Genomic DNA, 17,737 nt, shown 5'->3' with positions numbered 1-17,737 from the left:
GACCTTGTGGAGCTGAGCGTTGACGACCGCAGGGAGGAACACTCGTGAGCACCGCTTATGACGAGGCGACCGAGGGCAAGGTCTACTCGGTCAACGGCGGCGATTGGGACCAGGTCGTCACCGGGGCGCGCGACACCGAAGAAGAGCGCCTGGTCGTCAACATGGGCCCGCAGCACCCGTCCACGCACGGCGTGCTCCGCCTGGTCCTGACGCTCGACGGTGAGACGGTGACCGAGGCGCGCGGCGTCATCGGCTACCTCCACACCGGCATCGAGAAGAACATGGAGTACCGGACGTGGACCCAGGGGACCACGTTCGTGACGCGCATGGACTACCTCTCGCCGATCTTCAACGAGACGGCGTACTGCCTGGGCGTGGAGAAGCTGCTCGGCATCGAGGACCGCATCCCGGACCGGGCGCAGGCCATCCGCGTGATGATGATGGAGCTCAACCGCATCTCCTCGCACCTGGTCGCGATGGGCACGTTCGGCATGGAGCTGGGCGCGACCACGCCGTTCCTGTTCGGCTACCGCGACCGCGAAATGATCATGGACCTGTTCGAGTACATCACAGGTCTGCGCATGAACCACGCCTACATCCGGCCGGGCGGCGTCAGCGTCGACCTGCCCGCGGGCGCGGTCGACAAGGTCGGTGAGTTCCTCAAGGAGATGCCCAAGCGGATCAAGGACATCCGCAAGCTTCTCGACGAGAACCCGGTCTACGTGCGCCGCACCAAGGACGTGGCCTACCTCGACCTGACCGGCTGCATGGCCCTGGGCATCACCGGGCCGATCCTGCGCGCCGCCGGTCTGCCGTGGGACCTGCGCAAGTCGCAGCCGTACTGCGGCTACGAGACGTACGAGTTCGACGTCGCCACCGAGCGCGGCTGTGACGTCTACTCGCGCTACCTCGTGCGCATGAGGGAGATGGAAGAGTCTCTCAAGATCGTCGAGCAGGCCCTTGACCGCATCGCCGGTCCGCTCAAGGGTGACCCGGTGATGATCGAGGACAAGAAGATCGGCTGGCCCGCGCAGCTCGCGCTCGGCCCCGACGGGTTCGGCAACTCGCCCGACCACATCGCCCACATCATGGGCACCTCGATGGAGGCGCTCATCCACCACTTCAAGCTGGTGACCGAGGGCTTCCGGGTCCCGGCCGGGCAGGCGTACGCCAGCATCGAGTCGCCCAAGGGCGAGCTCGGCGCCCACGTGGTCAGCGACGGCGGCACCCGCCCCTACCGCGTGCACTTCCGCGAGCCGTCCTTCTGCAACCTGCAGGGCTTCCCTGCGATGGCGGAGGGCGGCCAGGTCGCCGACGTGATCGCCGCGGTGGCTTCTATCGACCCCGTCATGGGAGGTGTGGACCGGTGACCTACTCACCGGAGATCCGTGAGCGTCTTGAGAGGGACGCCAAGGAGATCATCGGGCGTTACCCGAAGACGCGCTCCGCCCTGCTGCCGCTGCTCCACCTCGTGCAGTCGGAGGACGGCTACGTCTCCGACGACGGGCAGGAGTTCTGCGCGGAGATGCTCGGCATCAGCAAGGCCGAGGTCACGGGCGTCGCGACCTTCTACACCATGTACAAGCGCAAGCCCGCCGGCGACTATCACGTCGGCGTGTGCATCAACGCGCTGTGCGCGGTCATGGGCGGCGACCAGATCTGGGAGGAGCTGTCGGAGCACGTCGGCGTCGGCCACGACGAGGCGACCTCGGACGGCAAGATCTCGCTGGAGCGCCTCGAGTGCAACGCGGCCTGCGACTTCGCCCCGGTCATGATGGTCAACTGGGAGTTCTTCGACAACCAGACCCCCGAGTCGGCCAAGCAGCTCGTCGACGACCTGCGTGACGGCAAGGAGGTGCGGCCGACCCGCGGGCCGAAGAGGCTGTGCACCTTCAAGGAGGCCTCGCGCGTGCTCTCCGGCCTGCCCGACGACCTGGCGGGCGACGGCCCGTCGGCCGCCGGCGCCTCACTCGAGGGCCTGAAGGTCGCCAAGGCCAATGGATGGAAGGCCCCCGAGGCATGAGCACGACTTTGACTCCGGTCCTGACAGCGAACTGGGACCAGCCCAACTCCTTCACCCTCGACGTCTACGGCGAGTACGAGGCGGCGAAGAAGGCGCTGGGCATGGACCCCGACGCCGTCATCCAGGCCGTCAAGGACTCCGGCCTGCGCGGCCGCGGCGGTGCGGGCTTCCCGACCGGCATGAAGTGGGGCTTCATCCCGCAGGGTGACGGCAAGCCGCACTATCTCGTCGTCAACGCCGACGAGTCGGAGCCGGGCACCTGCAAGGACATCCCGCTGATGATGGCCAACCCGCACGCGCTGGTCGAGGGCATCATCATCACGTCGTACGCGATCCGGGCCAACCACGCCTTCATCTACGTGCGCGGCGAGGTGCTCCACGTCATCCGGCGGCTGCACGCGGCCGTGCGGGAGGCGTACGAGAAGGGCTACCTCGGCACCGACATCTTCGGCTCCGGCTTCGACCTCGAGCTGGTCGTGCACAGCGGCGCGGGCGCTTACATCTGCGGCGAGGAGACGGCGCTGCTCGACTCGCTGGAAGGCTTCAGAGGTCAACCGCGACTCAAGCCCCCGTTCCCCGCCGTGGCGGGCCTGTACGCCTCACCTACTGTGGTGAACAACGTCGAGTCGATCGCCAGTGTTCCCTCCATCATCGACAACGGCGCCGACTGGTTCGCCGGGATGGGCACGGAGAAGTCCAAGGGCTTCGGCATCTTCTCGCTGAGCGGCCACGTCACAAGGCCCGGCCAGTACGAGGCGCCGCTCGGCATCACGCTGCGCGAGCTCCTCGACATGGCGGGCGGCATCAGGGCCGGCCACCAGATCAAGTTCTGGACGCCGGGCGGATCGTCCACGCCGATCTTCACCGACGAGCACCTCGACGTGCCGCTCGACTTCGAGGCGGTCGGCGCCAAGGGCTCCATGCTCGGCACCCGCGCCCTGCAGATCTTCGACGAGACCACCTGTGTGGTCCGCACGGTGCTGCGCTGGACCGAGTTCTACGCCCACGAGTCCTGCGGCAAGTGCACACCCTGCCGCGAGGGCACGTACTGGCTCAAGCAGGTGCTCAAGCGCCTGGAGAAGGGCCAGGGCTCCGAGGACGACCTGGCCACGATCACCGACATCGCGGACAACATCCTGGGCCGCTCGTTCTGCGCCCTGGGCGACGGCGCGACCAGCCCGATCCACTCCTCCGTGAAGTACTTCCGCGACGAGTACCTCAAGCACTTCGAGATCGGCGGCTGCCCGTTCGACCCGAAGAAGTCCACTCTCTGGGGTGAGCAGTGACAGTCGTAGAGACCGAGACGAACCTGGTGACCCTGACCATCGACGGGTTCCAGGTCAGTGTCCCCAAGGGCACGTTGATCATCAGGGCAGCCGAGCTGCTGGGCATCCAGATCCCCAGGTTCTGCGACCACCCGCTGCTCGACCCGGCGGCCAACTGCCGCCAGTGCCTCGTCGACATCCCCGACGCGGGCAACGGCCGCGGCTTCCCCAAGCCGCAGCCGTCGTGCGCGATCGAGGTGGCCGAGGGCATGGTCGTGCAGACGCAGCTCACCTCGCCGGTCGCCGAGAAGGCGCAGCGGTCGGCGATGGAGTTCCTGCTGCTGAACCACCCGCTCGACTGCCCGGTCTGCGACAAGGGCGGCGAGTGCCCCCTGCAGAACCAGGCCATGTCCAACGGCCGCGGCGAGTCCAGGTTCCAGGAGCAGAAGCGGACCTTCCCCAAGCCGCTGCCGCTGTCCACGCAGGTGCTGCTCGACCGCGAGCGCTGCGTCCAGTGCGCCCGGTGCATCCGCTTCTCCGACCAGATCGCCGGTGACCCGCTCATCGAGTTCTTCGAGCGCGGGGCCAAGGAGCAGGTGCGGACGGCCGACGGCAAGCCGTTCAACTCCTACTTCTCCGGCAACACGGTGCAGATCTGCCCGGTCGGCGCGCTGACCGGCGCCGCCTACCGGTTCCGGGCCCGCCCGTTCGACCTGGTCTCCACGCCGAGCGCGTGCGAGCACTGCGCCTCCGGCTGCGCCCAGCGCACCGACCACCGGCGCGGCCGCGTCACCCGCCGCCTGGCGGGCAACGACCCGCAGGTCAACGAGGAGTGGAACTGCGACAAGGGCCGCTGGGCCTTCACCTACGCCCAGCAGCCCGACCGGCTCAAGACACCGCTGATCCGCAACGAGGAGGGCGTGCTGGTGCCGGCCTCGTGGCCGGAGGCGCTCGCGGTGGCCGCCGAGGGCCTGGCCAAGGCGCGCGGCAAGGCCGGCGTGCTGGTCGGCGGCCGGGTCACGGTCGAGGACGCGTACGCGTACGCGAAGTTCGCCCGGATCGCCCTGCACAGCAACGACGTCGACTTCCGCGCCAGGCCGCACTCCGTCGAGGAGACGCAGTTCCTGGCCCACGCGGTGGCCGGCAAGGGCATCGAGATCAGCTACACCGAGCTCGAGAACGCGCCCCACGTGCTGCTCGTCGGGTTCGAGCCCGAGGACGAGTCGCCGATCGTCTTCCTGCGCCTGCGCAAGGCGTGGATGAAGAAGGGACTCAAGGTCACCTCGATCGCCCCGTTCGCCTCGCTCGGGCTGGAGAAGATGGGCGGCACGCTCATCCGCACCGCGCCGGGCGGCGAGGCCGACGCCATCGGCGAGCTGGTCGGCAAGCTGGCCGAGGGCACGATCGTGCTCGCGGGCGAGCGCCTCGCCACCGTGCCGGGCGCCCTGTCCGCCCTCGTACGGCTCGCCAACGCCTCCGACGCCCGGATCGCCTGGATCCCGCGCAGGGCCGGTGAGCGCGGCGCCATCGAGGCCGGCGCGCTGCCCAACCTGCTGCCGATCGGCCGCCCGGTCGACGACGAGAGCGCCAGGGCCGAGGTCGCCAGGGCGTGGGACGTCACCTCGCTGCCCGCCACGCCGGGCCGCGACACCTCCGCCATCCTCGCGGCAGCGCGCTCCGGCGAGCTGGACGCCCTGGTCGTGGGCGGCGTCGACCCCTACGACCTGGCCGACCCGGCCGCGGCGCTCGACGCGCTCGAGCACACGCCGTTCATCGTCAGCCTGGAGATCCGCGCCAGCGCCGTCACCGACCGCGCCGACGTGGTGCTGCCCGTCGCCGCCGTCCAGGAGAAGAGCGGCACGTTCGTCAACTGGGAGGGCCGGGGCCGCTCGTTCGAGGCGCCGCTCAAGGTGCCGGGGCTGCTCTCCGACCTCGCCGTGATCGGCAACCTGGCCGACCGGATGGACGTCCACCTGGGCCTGCCGGACGCCAAGGCCGTCCGACGCGAGCTGTCCAGCCTGGGGGCGTGGCGCGGCACCCGCGTCGCCGCGCCGTACACCGCCACCCGCGCCCAGGCCGCCCCGGCGGCCGGCGAGGCGCTGCTGGCGACCTGGCACCTGCTGCTCGACGAGGGCAGGCTGCAGGACGGCGAGCCGTACCTCGCGGGCACCGCCCGCGCCGCCGAGGCACTGGTCTCCGAGAGCACGGCAGCCGAGCTCGGCGTCGCCGACGGCGACAAGCTCGTCGTCGGCGGCTCAGGAGCCGACACTGTGACGCTGCCCGTGCGCGTCGCGGACCTGCCGGACCGCGTGGTCTGGGTGCCGACGAACTCCGGCGGCTGCTCGGTCACGCGCGACCTGCGCGCGGTGGCCGGCGACATCGTCACCATCGGGAGCGCCTCATGACCCACGTTCTCGCGGCCGATCCCACCCTTGCCGACTTCGGCAAGGACCCGCTGTGGATCACGATCATCAAGGCCGTGATGATCTTCGCCTTCCTGATGCTGGGCATTCTGTTCGGCGTCTGGTTCGAGCGGAAGCTCATCTCCAGGATGCAGAACCGCTACGGCCCCAACCGGGCCGGCAAGTTCGGTCTGCTGCAGTCGGTCGCCGACGGTCTGAAGATGGGCCTGAAGGAGGACCTCTTCCCGCGGACCGTGGACAAGGTGCTCTACCTGCTGGCTCCGGTCATCATGGTGGTGCCGGCGTTCCTGGCCTTCTCGATCGTGCCGTTCGCGCCGATGGTCAACCTGTTCGGCGTGCGCACGCCGCTGCAGCTGGTGGACCTGCCGGTGGCGGTGCTGTTCATGCTGGCCATGGGTGCCGTGTCGGTCTACGGCGTGGTGCTGGCCGGATGGTCGTCGCGCTCGCCGTACGCGCTGCTCGGCGGTCTGCGGTCGGCGGCGCAGGTGGTCTCGTACGAGATCGCCATGGGCCTGTCGTTCGTGGCCATCTTCCTGTTCGCCGGGACGCTGTCCACCTCGGAGATCGTCAAGGCGCAGGAGCAGACCTGGTTCGTGGTGCTGCTCATCCCGTCCTTCCTGGTCTACGTGATCTGCATGTTCGGTGAGGCCGCGCGTATCCCGTTCGACCTGCCGGAGGGCGAGGGCGAGCTGGTCGGTGGTTTCCAGACCGAGTACTCCTCGTCGCTGAAGTTCGCTCTGATCATGATGGGCGAGTACCTGCACACCTTCACCGCCTCCGGCATCGCCGTGACGCTGTTCCTGGGCGGCTGGCGGGCGCCGTTCCCGATCTCGCTGTGGGACGGGGCCAACCAGGGCTACTGGCCGGTGCTGTGGTTCCTGATCAAGTTCGTGCTGACCTTCAGCTTCATCATCTGGGTCCGCGCCTCGCTGCCGCGTGTGCGTTACGACCAGCTCATGTCGCTGGGCTGGAAGGTGCTGATCCCGGTCAACCTGGCGTGGATCATGCTGGTGGCCGCCGTGCGCAACGTGGTCGTCAACGACGGCAACAAGACGCTCGGCATCGGGCTCGGCGCGGTCGTGGTGATCGGGGCGCTGGCCATCTGGATGCGGTTCGACACCGTCAACCAGCGGCGCAAGGAAGCCAGAAAGGCCCAGGTCGAGGCCGAGTTCCAGGAACTGTCCGAAGAGCCTACGGCCGGCGGCTTCCCGGTGCCGCCGCTCGATCTGCCGCACTACCACGGGGTGCAGCACAAGGAGATTCCCAGTGGGACTAACTGATTGGCTGAACCCCGTCAAGGGCTTCGGGGTCACCTTCCACACCATGTTCAAGAAGCCCGTCACGGTGAACTACCCGGAGGTGAAGAGGCCGACGGCCCCTCGCTTCCACGGGCGTCACCAGCTCAACCGCTGGCCTGACGGGCTGGAGAAGTGCGTCGGGTGCGAGCTGTGCGCCTGGGCGTGTCCGGCCGACGCGATCTACGTCGAGGGCGCGGACAACACCGAGGAGGAGCGCTTCTCGCCGGGCGAGCGTTACGGGCGCACGTACCAGATCAACTATCTGCGGTGCATCCTGTGCGGCCTGTGCATCGAGGCCTGCCCGACCCGCGCGCTCACCATGACGAACGAGTACGAGCTCGCCGACACCACGCGTGAGAGCCTCATCTACACCAAGGAGATGCTCCTCGCGCCCCTGACCCCGGGCATGGAGCAGCCGCCGCACCCCATGCGGCTCGGTGAGACCGAAGAGGACTACTACCGGCTGGGGCGGACCAATGGGTGAGACCGTCACGTTCTGGGTCCTCGCCGTCGTATCCGTCGGCGCGGCACTCGGCATGGTCTTCAACAGGAAGGCCGTGTACTCCGCGCTGATGCTCGGCACGGTGATGCTCTGCCTCGCGGTCCTGTACGCCGTGCAGGACGCGCCCTTCCTGGCCGCGGTGCAGATCATCGTCTACACCGGCGCGATCATGATGCTGTTCCTGTTCGTGCTCATGCTGGTGGGCGTCGACTCCTCCGACTCCCTCGTCGAGACACTGAAGGGCCAGCGCTTCTGGGCGGCCATCGCGTCCCTCGGCTTCGTGGTCCTGATCGTCCTGGCCATCGGCAACGCGATGTTCGCCGACCAGGCCGGGCTGGCGCAGGCCACGGCGCAGGGCGGCTACATCCGCTCGATCGCGCTGCTGCTGTTCACCAAGTACGTGTTCGCGTTCGAGATCACCTCGGCGCTGCTGATCACGGCGGCGCTGGGCGCGATGGTGCTGGCGCACCGCGAGAAGCTCACCGACAAGCCCACGCAGAAGGACCTGGCCCGCGCCCGGTTCCTCGGCGACCGCCCGTCGCCGCTGCCGGGCCCCGGCACCTACGCCAGGAGCAACGCCATCGACATGCCGGCGCTGCTCCCCGACGGGACGGCCGCCGAGTCCTCGGTCAACCGCTACATCGCGCGCTACGACGTCGAGCACGGCCACCTGCCCGAGGACCCGAGGCTCGCCGAGGCCATCCAGCACACGGCCGAGGAGGACGCCGAGGAGCGGGGCATCGAGCCGCACGGCGTCGAGCAGAACAATGAGGTGACCAAGTGACGACGCACTACCTCGTACTGTCCGGCCTGCTCTTCGGCATCGGCGCCCTGGGTGTGCTGATCAGGCGTAACGCGATCGTGGTGTTCATGTGCGTGGAGCTCATGCTCAACGCCTGCAACCTCGCGTTCGTCACCTTCTCCAGGCAGGTCGGCAACCTGGAAGGCCAGATCATCGCGTTCTTCGTGATGGTGGTGGCCGCGGCCGAGGTCGTGGTCGGCCTGGCCATCATCGTGACGATCTTCCGAACCCGCAGGTCCGCGTCGGTCGACGACGCCAACCTGCTGAAGTACTAAGAGGTGACTGGTGGAATCTCATGTTGCTGAGATCGTCCAGCACACCGGCGGGGTGATCGGCAACGCCTGGCTGATGATCGCTTTCCCCTTGGTGGGGGCGTTCATCCTGCTGGTGTTCGGCCGGTTCACGAACCGCTGGGGCCATCTGCTGGGCGTGGCCATGTCCCTCGCCTCGTTCGTCGTGGCGGTGCTGGCGTTCTTCCAACTCATCGGGTTCGGGGAAGAGGAGCGTCGGCGGGCCGTCGAGCTTTATGACTTCATCCCCGGTCTGGTGAAGATGGGGCTGCTGATCGACCCGCTGTCGATCAGCTTCGCGCTGCTGATCACGGGTGTGGGCTCGCTGATCCACATCTACTCGATCGGCTACATGGCCCATGACGAGCACCGGCGCAGGTTCTTCTCCTACCTGAACCTGTTCGTGGCCGCGATGCTCCTGCTGGTGCTGGCCGACAACTACGTCGGCCTGTTCATCGGCTGGGAGGGCGTCGGTCTGGCCTCGTACCTGCTGATCGGGTTCTGGCAGTTCAAGCCGTCGGCGGCGGTCGCGGCGAAGAAGGCGTTCATCGTCAACCGCGTCGGTGACTTCGGCCTGCTGGTCGGCATGTTCGTCATCTGGACGACGTTCGGCACACTCGCCTTCAAGGACCTCGCGGCCAAGACGACCGGCGTCGAGAACGGCACCACGCTGGCCATCGGCCTGCTGCTGCTCCTCGGCGCGTGCGGCAAGTCCGCGCAGCTCCCGCTGCAGTCCTGGCTCCTCGACGCCATGGAGGGCCCGACCCCCGTGTCGGCCCTGATCCACGCCGCGACCATGGTGACCGCCGGCGTCTACCTGGTGGTCCGCTCCGGGGCGTTCTTCTTCCACCCCGGTTCGGGCGCCGCGCTCGCGGTCTCCATCGTCGGCGCGGCCACGCTGCTCGCCGGTGCGATCATCGGTTGCGCCAAGGACGACATCAAGAAGGGCCTGGCCGGTTCGACGATGTCGCAGATCGGCTACATGATGCTCGGCGCCGGCCTCGGCCCCGCCGGGTACGCGTTCGCGATCGGCCACCTGATCACGCACGGCTTCTTCAAGGCCGACATGTTCCTCGGCGCCGGTTCGGTCATGCACGGCATGAACGATGAAGTGAACATGCGGAAGTACGGCGGGCTGCGCAAGGTCATGCCGGTCACCTTCGTCACGTTCTTCATCGGCTACCTGGCGATCATCGGCTTCCCGCTGCTGTCCGGTTACTTCACCAAGGACGGCATCATCGAGACGGCCGTCGAGCACAACCAGGTCCTGGGCTGGCTGGCCGTGCTGGGCGCGGGCATCACCGGCTTCTACATGTCGCGGATGGTCTTCATGACCTTCTTCGGCGAGAAGCGCTGGGCCGAGGACGCCCACCCGCACGAGTCGCCGGCCGTCATGACCTGGCCGCTGATCATCCTGTCGATCGGCTCGATCTTCCTGGGTGGCTACCTCATCCTGAGCAACCGGCTCATGGACTTCCTCGCCCCGGCAGTCGGGGCGCCGGAGGAGAAGCCGGTGTTCCACTTCGCCAGCACGCCCGGTCTCGCCACGCTCGCGCTCGTCGCGGTCGGCGCGGCCTTCGCCTGGATGAAGTACGGCCGGGCCGAGGTGCCGGTCGTGCAGCCGCGCGGCTCGTTCCTCACCACGTTCGCCCGGCGCGACCTGTACGGTGACGCGCTCAACGAGTCGCTCTTCATGCGCCCCGGCCAGTGGCTGACCCGGATCGCGGTGTTCTTCGACAACCGCGGCATCGACGGTCTCGTCAACGGCCTGGCCGCGGGCATCGGCGGCAGCTCCGGGCGCCTGCGGAGACTCCAGACGGGCTTCGCCAGAACGTACGCGCTGTCCATCTTCATCGGTGCCGCCCTGCTGACCGGCGCCCTGCTCCTCGTTGGGAACATCTGATGTCACCCTGGCTTCCGATACTCATGGCGGTGCCCGTGGTGGGCGCCATCGTGGTGGCCCTGCTTCCCAAGGGCAGTGACAAGCTGGCCAAGCAGGTAACGCTGCTGGTCTCGCTGCTGACGCTGGTGCTCACGGGCGTCATGGCCGCCGGGTACAAGCCGTCGGGCCCTCGGTTCCAGTTCGCGGCCGAGTACAACTGGATCCCGAGCTTCGGTGTGAAGTTCGGGGTCGGCGTCGACGGCGTCGCGCTCGTGCTGATCGCCCTGTCGGTGGTGCTGGTGCCGCTCGTGGTGCTGGCCTCCTGGCACGACGCCGACGGCGTCAAGACCGCCGACGGCACGCTCATCACGCCCAAGCGATCGGTGAAGACCTACTTCTCGCTGCTGCTCGTGCTCGAGACGATGATGATCGGCGTCTTCGCGGCGACCGACATCTTCCTCTTCTACGTCTTCTTCGAAGCCATGCTGATCCCGATGTACTTCATGATCGGGTCGTACGGCGGCGCCCAGCGGTCCTACGCGGCCGTCAAGTTCCTGCTGTACTCGCTGTTCGGCGGCCTGCTCATGCTGGTCGCGGTCATCGGGCTGTACTTCGTGGCCGGCAAGTCCACGTTCATGTTCCCCGAGCTGATCGGGGCCATCAAGGACCCGGCCATGCAGAAGTGGCTGTTCGGCGGCTTCTTCATCGCCTTCGCGATCAAGGCCCCGCTCTGGCCGGTGCACACCTGGCTGCCCGACGCGGCCGCGCAGGCTCCCGCCGGTGCCGCCGTGCTGCTGGTGGGCGTGCTGGACAAGGTCGGCACGTTCGGGATGCTCCGCTTCTGCCTGGAGCTGTTCCCCGACGCGTCCAAGGCGTTCACGATGCCGATCGTCGTCCTGGCGGTCATCAGCATCATCTACGGCGCCATCGTGGCCATCGGGCAGACCGACATGAAGCGGCTCATCGCGTACACGTCGATCTCGCACTTCGGCTTCATCGTGCTCGGCGTGTTCGCCATGTCGTCCGTGGCCCAGTCCGGCGCCACCCTCTACATGGTCAACCACGGCTTCGCCACCGGCGCGCTGTTCCTGGCCGCGGGCTTCCTCATCGCCAGGCGCGGCTCGCCGTTCATCGGGGACTACGGAGGCGTCCAGAAGGTCGCACCGCTGCTCGCCGGCTTCTTCCTGGTCGCCAGTCTGGCCGGTCTCTCGCTGCCCGGACTCTCGTCGTTCGTCAGCGAGTTCATGGTCATGATCGGCACGTACTCCAGCCAGGCCCACGGCTCGGGTGCTCTGACGGTGGCCGCGGTGGTCTCCGCGGTGGCCGTGATCCTCGCCGCCGTCTACATCCTGTGGATGGTCCAGCGCACCCTGAACGGGCCCACCGCCGAGCCGGTCAAGGCGTTCAAGGACCTGAACGCCCGCGAGGTCTGGGTCCTGGCTCCGCTGGTCGCACTGATCATCGGGTTCGGCTTCTTCCCCAAGCCGCTGCTCGACGTGATCAACCCGTCGGTGCAGCAGACGCTGACCAACGTGCACGTGCCGACCTCCACCATCGCTGAGAAGGGGACAGGTCAGTGAACTCCATCCCAGCGCCGACGATCGAGTACGGCACGCTGGCGCCGCTGCTGGTGGTCTTCGGCGCGGCCATCATCGGCGTGCTGGTCGAGGCGTTCGCGCCGCGATACCTGCGTAAGTCGATCCACGTACCGCTCACCCTGCTGAGCCTGTTCGGCGCGTTCGCGCTGGTGCTCGTGCAGGTCCTGCGCGGCAACGTGCCGACCGCGCCGGTCGCCATGGGCGCGGTCGCGGTGGACGGGCCCGCGCTGTTCATCTGGGGCGTCATCCTCGTCCTGTCGTTCGTGTGCGTGCTGCTGATCAACGACGAGGGCCACTTCGTCGCCTCGGCCGCGGCCGTGCCCGGCAGCGCCGACGAGGAGGAGGCCGAGGCAGAGGGCAGCGGGCACACCGAGGTGTACCCGCTGGTGCTGTTCGCCGTCGGCGGCATGCTGCTCTTCCCGGCCGCCCACGACCTGCTGACGATGTTCGTCGGCCTCGAGGTCATGTCGCTGCCGCTCTACCTGCTGTGCGGCCTGGCCCGCCGGCGCCGCCTGCTGTCGCAGGAGGCGTCCATGAAGTACTTCCTGCTGGGCGCGTTCTCCTCGGCCTTCTTCCTGTACGGCACCGCGATGGTGTACGGCTTCGCGGGCACCGTCTCGCTGCCCGGCATCAACGCGGCCATGGCCAAGAGCGCCTCGCTCGACCCGATCCTGATGCTCGGGCTGGCGCTGCTCGGCGTGGGCCTGCTGTTCAAGATCGGCGCAGCGCCGTTCCAGGCCTGGAAGCCGGACGTCTACCAGGGCGCTCCGACCCCGATCACCGCTCTGATGGCCTCCGGCACGCTGGTCGCGGCCGTGGGCGCCGTGCTGCGGGTGTTCTGGGTGGGTCTGGGCAACCTCGACTGGAACTGGCGGCCGATCATCTGGGGCGTCGCCGCGCTCACGATGATCGTCGGCTCGATCCTGGCGATCACACAGACCGAGATCAAGCGGATGCTGGCGTACTCGTCGATCGCGCACGCGGGCTTCCTGCTCGTCGGCGTGATGGCCACGTACGGCTCCGCGGACCAGAACGTCGTGTCCCTGAAGGCGATCCTGTTCTACCTCGCGGTCTACGGCGTCACCACGGTGGGCGCGTTCGCGGTGGTCACGCTCGTACGTGACCCGGGCGGCGAGGCCGGGCACCTGTCACGCTGGGCCGGGCTCGGCAAGCGCGCGCCGCTGCTGGCCGGGGTCTTCGCCTTCTTCCTGCTGGCCTTCGCGGGCATCCCGATGACGAGCGGCTTCTTCGGCAAGTACGCCGTCTTCGCGGCCGCCCTGAACAGCGGGACGCAGCCCGGCGACTCGATGGGCGGCTGGATGGCCGGCCTGGTCGTGGTGGGTGTGGTGGCCTCGGCCATCGCCGCGTTCTTCTACGTCCGCGTCATCGTGTTGATGTTCTTCAGCGAGCCGGCGGCCGACGGACCGGCGATCGCGGTGCCCAGTATGGGGACCGTGGCCGTCATCGCCGTCTCCCTGCTGGTTACCGTAGGGGTGGGGCTCTACCCGGAGTCCGTGCTCGGTGTTGCCAACGACGCTGCTCGCAGCCTGTTCATCAGATAAGGGGTTTTGTATGTCTGCGCCTCCCGTGGTTGACCTTCCCATCGAGGACGAGCGGTTGGCGCAGGACCTGGCCACCGGAATGGCCGCGGTCGAGAAACTCCTGCGCTCGTCGGTGGAGAGCGAGGACGCCTTCGTCACGGAGGCGTCCAAGCACCTCATCGAGGCCGGCGGCAAGCGGTTCCGCACGCTGCTGCTGCTGCTCGCCGCGCAGTTCGGCGACCCGTCCGCGCCGGGTGTCGTGCCCGGCGCGGTGGTGATCGAGCTGACCCATCTGGGCTCGCTCTACCACGACGACGTCATGGACGAGGCCCCGGTACGCCGGGGCTCTCCGTCCGCCAACGCCCGGTGGGACAACACCGTGGCGATCCTCACCGGCGACTTCCTGTTCGCCCAGGCGTCCGACCTCCTCGCGGATCTCGGCCCCGAGTTGATCCGCATTCAGGCGCAGACGTTCTCCCGCCTCGTGCAGGGGCAGATCCGCGAGACCGTGGGCCCGCGTGACGGCGAAGACCCGATCGCCCACCACCTGGGCGTGCTGACCGACAAGACCGGCTCCCTGATCGCCGCCTCCGGCCGCTTCGGCGCGCTGCTGTCCGGCGCCCCCGCCGATGTCGAGGAGCGGCTCAGCCGGGCGTGCGAGGCCATCGGCGTGGCCTGGCAGCTCGGCGACGACCTGCTGGACGTGGCCTCCACCGGCGTGCAGTCGGGCAAGACGCCGGGGACCGACCTGCGGGAGGGCGTCAAGACCCTGCCGGTCCTGTACGCGCTGGCGTCGGACGAGTCCTCCCGGCTGGGCGAGCTGCTGTCGGGGCCGGTGGCGGAAGAGGACGTGGACGAGGCGTTGACCTTGCTCCGCGCCCACCCCGCGATGGGGCAGGCGCGGGCGGAGCTGGAATCGTGGGTGGACCGGGCTCGTACCGACATCTCCGGCCTTCCCGACATCCCCGCCAGGTCCGCATTTTTGGCGCTATGTGACTACGTGGTCGAGCGTTCTGGCTGACAGCCGGACGCGCCGGGCGGCCCGGGCCGTTCGGATGCTGTCGTACGTGAAGATCGCCAAGGCCAGCCAGACGATCGAGAACCCGATCCACCGGCTGGACGGCATCGTCTCCTTGGCGATCAGCACGCCGCAGGCGAACTGCAGGACCGGCGCGATGTACTGCAGGAGCCCCATGGTGCTGAGCGGCACCCGGATGGCCGCCGCCCCGAACCAGATCAGCGGCACAGCGGTGGCCACCCCGCCTCCGAACAGCAGCAGAGCGTGCCCGAGTCCGTGCCCGGCGAACGTTCCCTGCCCGCCCGTCTGCAGGAAGAGGATGTAGCCGAGCGCGGGAAGGAACAGCACCAGGGCCTCGATGGCGAGACCCTCGGTGGCCGCCACGTTGGCCCGCTTCTTGACCAGCCCGTACACGCCGAAGCTGACGGCCAGCGTGAGCGCGATCCACGGCGGCCGCCCGTAGTCGACCGTCAGCACCACCACCGCGAGCGCCCCGAACCCGACGGCCGCCCACTGCAGCGGCCGCATCCGCTCCCGCAGCAGCACCACGCCGAACAGCACGTTGACGAGCGGGTTGATGAAGTAGCCTAGAGCGCTCTCGACGACGTGCCCGCTGTTGACCGAGTAGATGTAGACGCCCCAGTTCACGGTGACGAGCGCGGCGGCCAGCGCGAGGAGTCCCAGCTTCGCGGGCTGTCTGACGAGGGGGCGGATCCAGGACCAGTGCCGGCGGACGGCCAGCACGGCGGCGACCACGACGAGCGACCACACCATGCGGTGCGCCAGGATCTCGACGGCGCCGGACGGCTTGAGGAGCGGCCAGTAGAGGGGGAACAGGCCCCACAAGGTGTAGGCGGCGATCCCGAACAAGACACCGCGCCGAAGATCAGGCATGAAGCCCATTTTCGGCCATTACCACCTTTAAACACAAATTTTGTCCGCTATGCGGGATTGTGTAGCCGCTCTAAAGCGTTGGGGGCTATGTACTCTGGGACGAGACCTAGTGGAGGTAGTGCCATGGGCTGGCTTTTCGGCGGCAACAAGACATCGATGGTCCGACCCGAGGACGCCCTCCCGGGCCGCCAGGACCCGATGCCGATCCCCTCCCGCCACGCGGTCCTCGACGCCCCGCTCACCCCGCCCCCGGGCCGGGAGGTCGCCGACTTCGGCCTCGGCTGCTTCTGGGGCGCCGAGCGCAAGTTCTGGCAGACGCCCGGGGTCGTCACGACGGCGGTGGGCTACCAGGGCGGCTACACGCCCAACCCGACGTACGAGGAGGTCTGCAGCGGCCTCACGGGCCATGCTGAGGTCGTCCGGGTGGCGTTCGACCCGGCTCAGGTGTCGTACGAGGAGCTCCTGAGGGTCTTCTGGGAGGCCCACGACCCGACGCAGGGCATGCGCCAGGGCAACGACGTGGGGACGCAGTACCGTTCGGCCATCTATTACCACTCGCCGGAGCAGCAGAAGGCGGCGGAGGCGTCTCGGGACGCGTACCAGGGGGTGCTGAAGGCGGCCGGCTACGGTGAGATCACCACGGAGGTCGCCGCGGCGGGCCCGTTCTACTATGCCGAGGACTATCACCAGCAGTACCTCCACCGCAACAAAAACGGCTACTGCGGAATCGGCGGGACGGGCGTCGTCTGTCCGGTGGGCCTGACCTCCGGCGAGGCGTAGACCTGCGGAGATAGCTAGTTCCTGGCCTATGGTCGCCCGGTCCGTCCGGCGTCGATCATGGGCCAGAGCCGTCTTCGGCGACAACCTTCCTTACAGGTTCAAGCCGCCCGCCTGCGGCGGTCGACGGCGCGTCCGGGCGCCAGCTGGCCGCGCTGCAGCTCTTCGGCCGGTCGCGGCCAGCACGCCCACGCGCCCAACCACCGCAATAGACAGCCTGAATCGGCGCGCTCATCACGGAGTACAGCTCAGAGACCGACGTACAGTCCGCAGCCTCCGATCGTCAGATCATGCCTCTGGCAGGGAATCTCTGGCCCCGAGCTGATCATCTCGATGGGGTCCAGCTCGTGGGGTTGTTGAGATGGAACCTGATTACCTTGCACACCGTCGACCCAGGCGAGCCCAGCAGACCAGTTCCTCCGCATCAAGCCCGGCTGTGACCGCAGGCCAACACATGACCGAGGAACGGTGACGGTGGAGGTGCACACGAAGCCGGGCTTGACACTCCGGAGCCGGCCCGCTGCCGCTCCGCGGTTGGTCGACGGCGTACGAGGTGATCAGATCAGGTTACCGCTGGAGTGGCGATACCCAGCCCACTGATATCAAATAATTTGGGATGAGCATAAAACTCATTATGTAGCGTATCCTCAAAGGGTCCTTGCTGTAATCATCGCCGTATTCAGCAAGTCCCCGAGGTAAGTGCCACTTCAATGCGCTTACAATCACTGATATGAGCTGGATACCCTTATTTAGCACTGCACTCGGTGCCGTGATTGGCATTGCTGCGACGCTGCTCGCCGACTGGACTCGAGCGAATCGCAACCAGCGGGAGGAAAGCCGAACTGTCAGGCGACAGCTATATGGCGACTACCTTGCCGCACTTTCACTAACGCGCCACCATCTTAGGGTTGCAGCCCGGAATGCTGGCTCGCCCATCGAAGACAAGGCCCGTCTAGCTCTCGAAGCCTTTGAGGCGGGAGGAGCATACCAGGCACGGTATCAAGTGGCACTTGTTGCTCCAGGCCATGTCACCGATGCCTCTACAGCCGCATTCAATGCTCTACGAAGCCTGCGCGACCTTATAGAAGGCGGGGGAGGGGCAAACAGCGACCCTGCCTTTCGTGAAGCGCAACAGCAGTGGGCTGCTCGATTTGCTGCGCTACGAAATTGCATGCGCGTAGACCTCGGTCTCGATCAGGGTGAGAAGCAACCCTAGTCGCATCACTGCACATACTGGCAATGGTTCTGGACGATCACGGACGTTGGCGGATGACGCCGAACAGCGAGGTCACCTTGAGCAGGCTTACCCGCCTCACCTGAACGGCATGAGTGATTTTGTTCTCACTCGCAATGAGGTGTTCGGCTGAGGCCATGACGATCGCTGACTTCGGCACGCGCCATACGGGCCAGGGCGATCGGCTCAG

Annotated in this window: 15 protein-coding genes; 14 read left to right on the top strand and 1 reads right to left on the bottom strand. The window is 67.7% G+C overall.

The annotated features are described in order from the left end of the window. Window positions 1-44 precede the first annotated feature (44 nt). The 12 genes from ABD830_RS38335 to ABD830_RS38280 all read left to right on the top strand — a co-directional run bounded on the left by ABD830_RS38335 (window position 45) and on the right by ABD830_RS38280 (window position 14,645). Complete coding sequence (locus ABD830_RS38335; RefSeq protein WP_344998579.1) at window positions 45-1,370, top strand: NADH-quinone oxidoreductase subunit D; 1,326 nt, start codon at window positions 45-47, stop codon at window positions 1,368-1,370. Further along, entirely contained in the window at window positions 1,367-2,023 is a 657-nt protein-coding gene (nuoE, locus tag ABD830_RS38330) for an NADH-quinone oxidoreductase subunit NuoE (RefSeq protein ID WP_344998577.1), read from the top strand. The genes ABD830_RS38335 and nuoE overlap by 4 nt, the downstream gene beginning before the upstream one ends. Then, window positions 2,020-3,309 carry an NADH-quinone oxidoreductase subunit NuoF gene (gene nuoF / locus ABD830_RS38325; RefSeq protein WP_344998575.1) on the top strand — a complete coding sequence of 430 codons (1,290 nt, stop codon included), beginning with the start codon at window positions 2,020-2,022 and terminating at the stop codon, window positions 3,307-3,309. Before nuoE ends, nuoF begins: the two co-directional genes overlap by 4 nt. Then, window positions 3,306-5,693 carry an NADH-quinone oxidoreductase subunit G gene (locus tag ABD830_RS38320; protein ID WP_344998573.1) on the top strand — a complete coding sequence of 796 codons (2,388 nt, stop codon included), beginning with the start codon at window positions 3,306-3,308 and terminating at the stop codon, window positions 5,691-5,693. Before nuoF ends, ABD830_RS38320 begins: the two co-directional genes overlap by 4 nt. Next, window positions 5,690-6,991, top strand: coding sequence for an NADH-quinone oxidoreductase subunit NuoH (gene nuoH, locus ABD830_RS38315; protein ID WP_344998571.1), 1,302 nt, complete (start codon window positions 5,690-5,692; stop codon window positions 6,989-6,991). The genes ABD830_RS38320 and nuoH overlap by 4 nt, the downstream gene beginning before the upstream one ends. Further along, window positions 6,978-7,493: an NADH-quinone oxidoreductase subunit NuoI gene (nuoI, locus tag ABD830_RS38310; protein ID WP_344998569.1), complete on the top strand. Its 516-nt coding sequence runs from the start codon at window positions 6,978-6,980 to the stop codon at window positions 7,491-7,493. The genes nuoH and nuoI overlap by 14 nt, the downstream gene beginning before the upstream one ends. Continuing rightward, window positions 7,486-8,295, top strand: a complete 810-nt coding sequence (locus tag ABD830_RS38305) for an NADH-quinone oxidoreductase subunit J (protein WP_344998567.1) — start codon at window positions 7,486-7,488, stop codon at window positions 8,293-8,295. The genes nuoI and ABD830_RS38305 overlap by 8 nt, the downstream gene beginning before the upstream one ends. After that, the gene (gene nuoK / locus ABD830_RS38300) at window positions 8,292-8,588 is read left to right on the top strand and encodes an NADH-quinone oxidoreductase subunit NuoK (RefSeq protein WP_344998565.1); all 297 of its coding nucleotides are present in this window, start codon (window positions 8,292-8,294) and stop codon (window positions 8,586-8,588) included. Before ABD830_RS38305 ends, nuoK begins: the two co-directional genes overlap by 4 nt. Window positions 8,589-8,661: 73 nt before the next feature. After that, the gene (gene nuoL / locus ABD830_RS38295) at window positions 8,662-10,506 is read left to right on the top strand and encodes an NADH-quinone oxidoreductase subunit L (protein WP_345002218.1); all 1,845 of its coding nucleotides are present in this window, start codon (window positions 8,662-8,664) and stop codon (window positions 10,504-10,506) included. After that, complete coding sequence (locus tag ABD830_RS38290) at window positions 10,506-12,065, top strand: NADH-quinone oxidoreductase subunit M (RefSeq protein WP_344998563.1); 1,560 nt, start codon at window positions 10,506-10,508, stop codon at window positions 12,063-12,065. The genes nuoL and ABD830_RS38290 overlap by 1 nt, the downstream gene beginning before the upstream one ends. Beyond that, a complete protein-coding gene (nuoN, locus tag ABD830_RS38285; RefSeq protein ID WP_344998561.1) occupies window positions 12,062-13,645 on the top strand; it encodes an NADH-quinone oxidoreductase subunit NuoN in 1,584 nt (527 codons plus the stop codon). The genes ABD830_RS38290 and nuoN overlap by 4 nt, the downstream gene beginning before the upstream one ends. Before the next feature lie 10 nt (window positions 13,646-13,655). Continuing rightward, window positions 13,656-14,645, top strand: coding sequence for a polyprenyl synthetase family protein (locus tag ABD830_RS38280; RefSeq protein WP_344998559.1), 990 nt, complete (start codon window positions 13,656-13,658; stop codon window positions 14,643-14,645). On the opposite strand, the gene rarD is transcribed toward ABD830_RS38280, so the two are convergent. Continuing rightward, window positions 14,613-15,536, bottom strand: a complete 924-nt coding sequence (gene rarD, locus ABD830_RS38275; protein WP_344998556.1) for an EamA family transporter RarD — start codon at window positions 15,534-15,536, stop codon at window positions 14,613-14,615. The genes ABD830_RS38280 and rarD overlap by 33 nt on opposite strands. Before the next feature lie 123 nt (window positions 15,537-15,659). Between rarD and msrA the strand changes: the two genes are divergently transcribed. After that, window positions 15,660-16,316, top strand: coding sequence for a peptide-methionine (S)-S-oxide reductase MsrA (msrA, locus tag ABD830_RS38270; protein WP_344998554.1), 657 nt, complete (start codon window positions 15,660-15,662; stop codon window positions 16,314-16,316). 727 nt (window positions 16,317-17,043) lie between these two features. Further along, window positions 17,044-17,529, top strand: coding sequence for a hypothetical protein (locus ABD830_RS38265; protein ID WP_344998552.1), 486 nt, complete (start codon window positions 17,044-17,046; stop codon window positions 17,527-17,529). Window positions 17,530-17,737: the final 208 nt, after the last annotated feature.

This window comes from Nonomuraea helvata, from assembly GCF_039535785.1.
Taxonomy (GTDB): Bacteria; Actinomycetota; Actinomycetes; order Streptosporangiales; family Streptosporangiaceae; genus Nonomuraea; species Nonomuraea helvata.
This window is presented reverse-complemented; position numbering and strand designations above follow the sequence as displayed.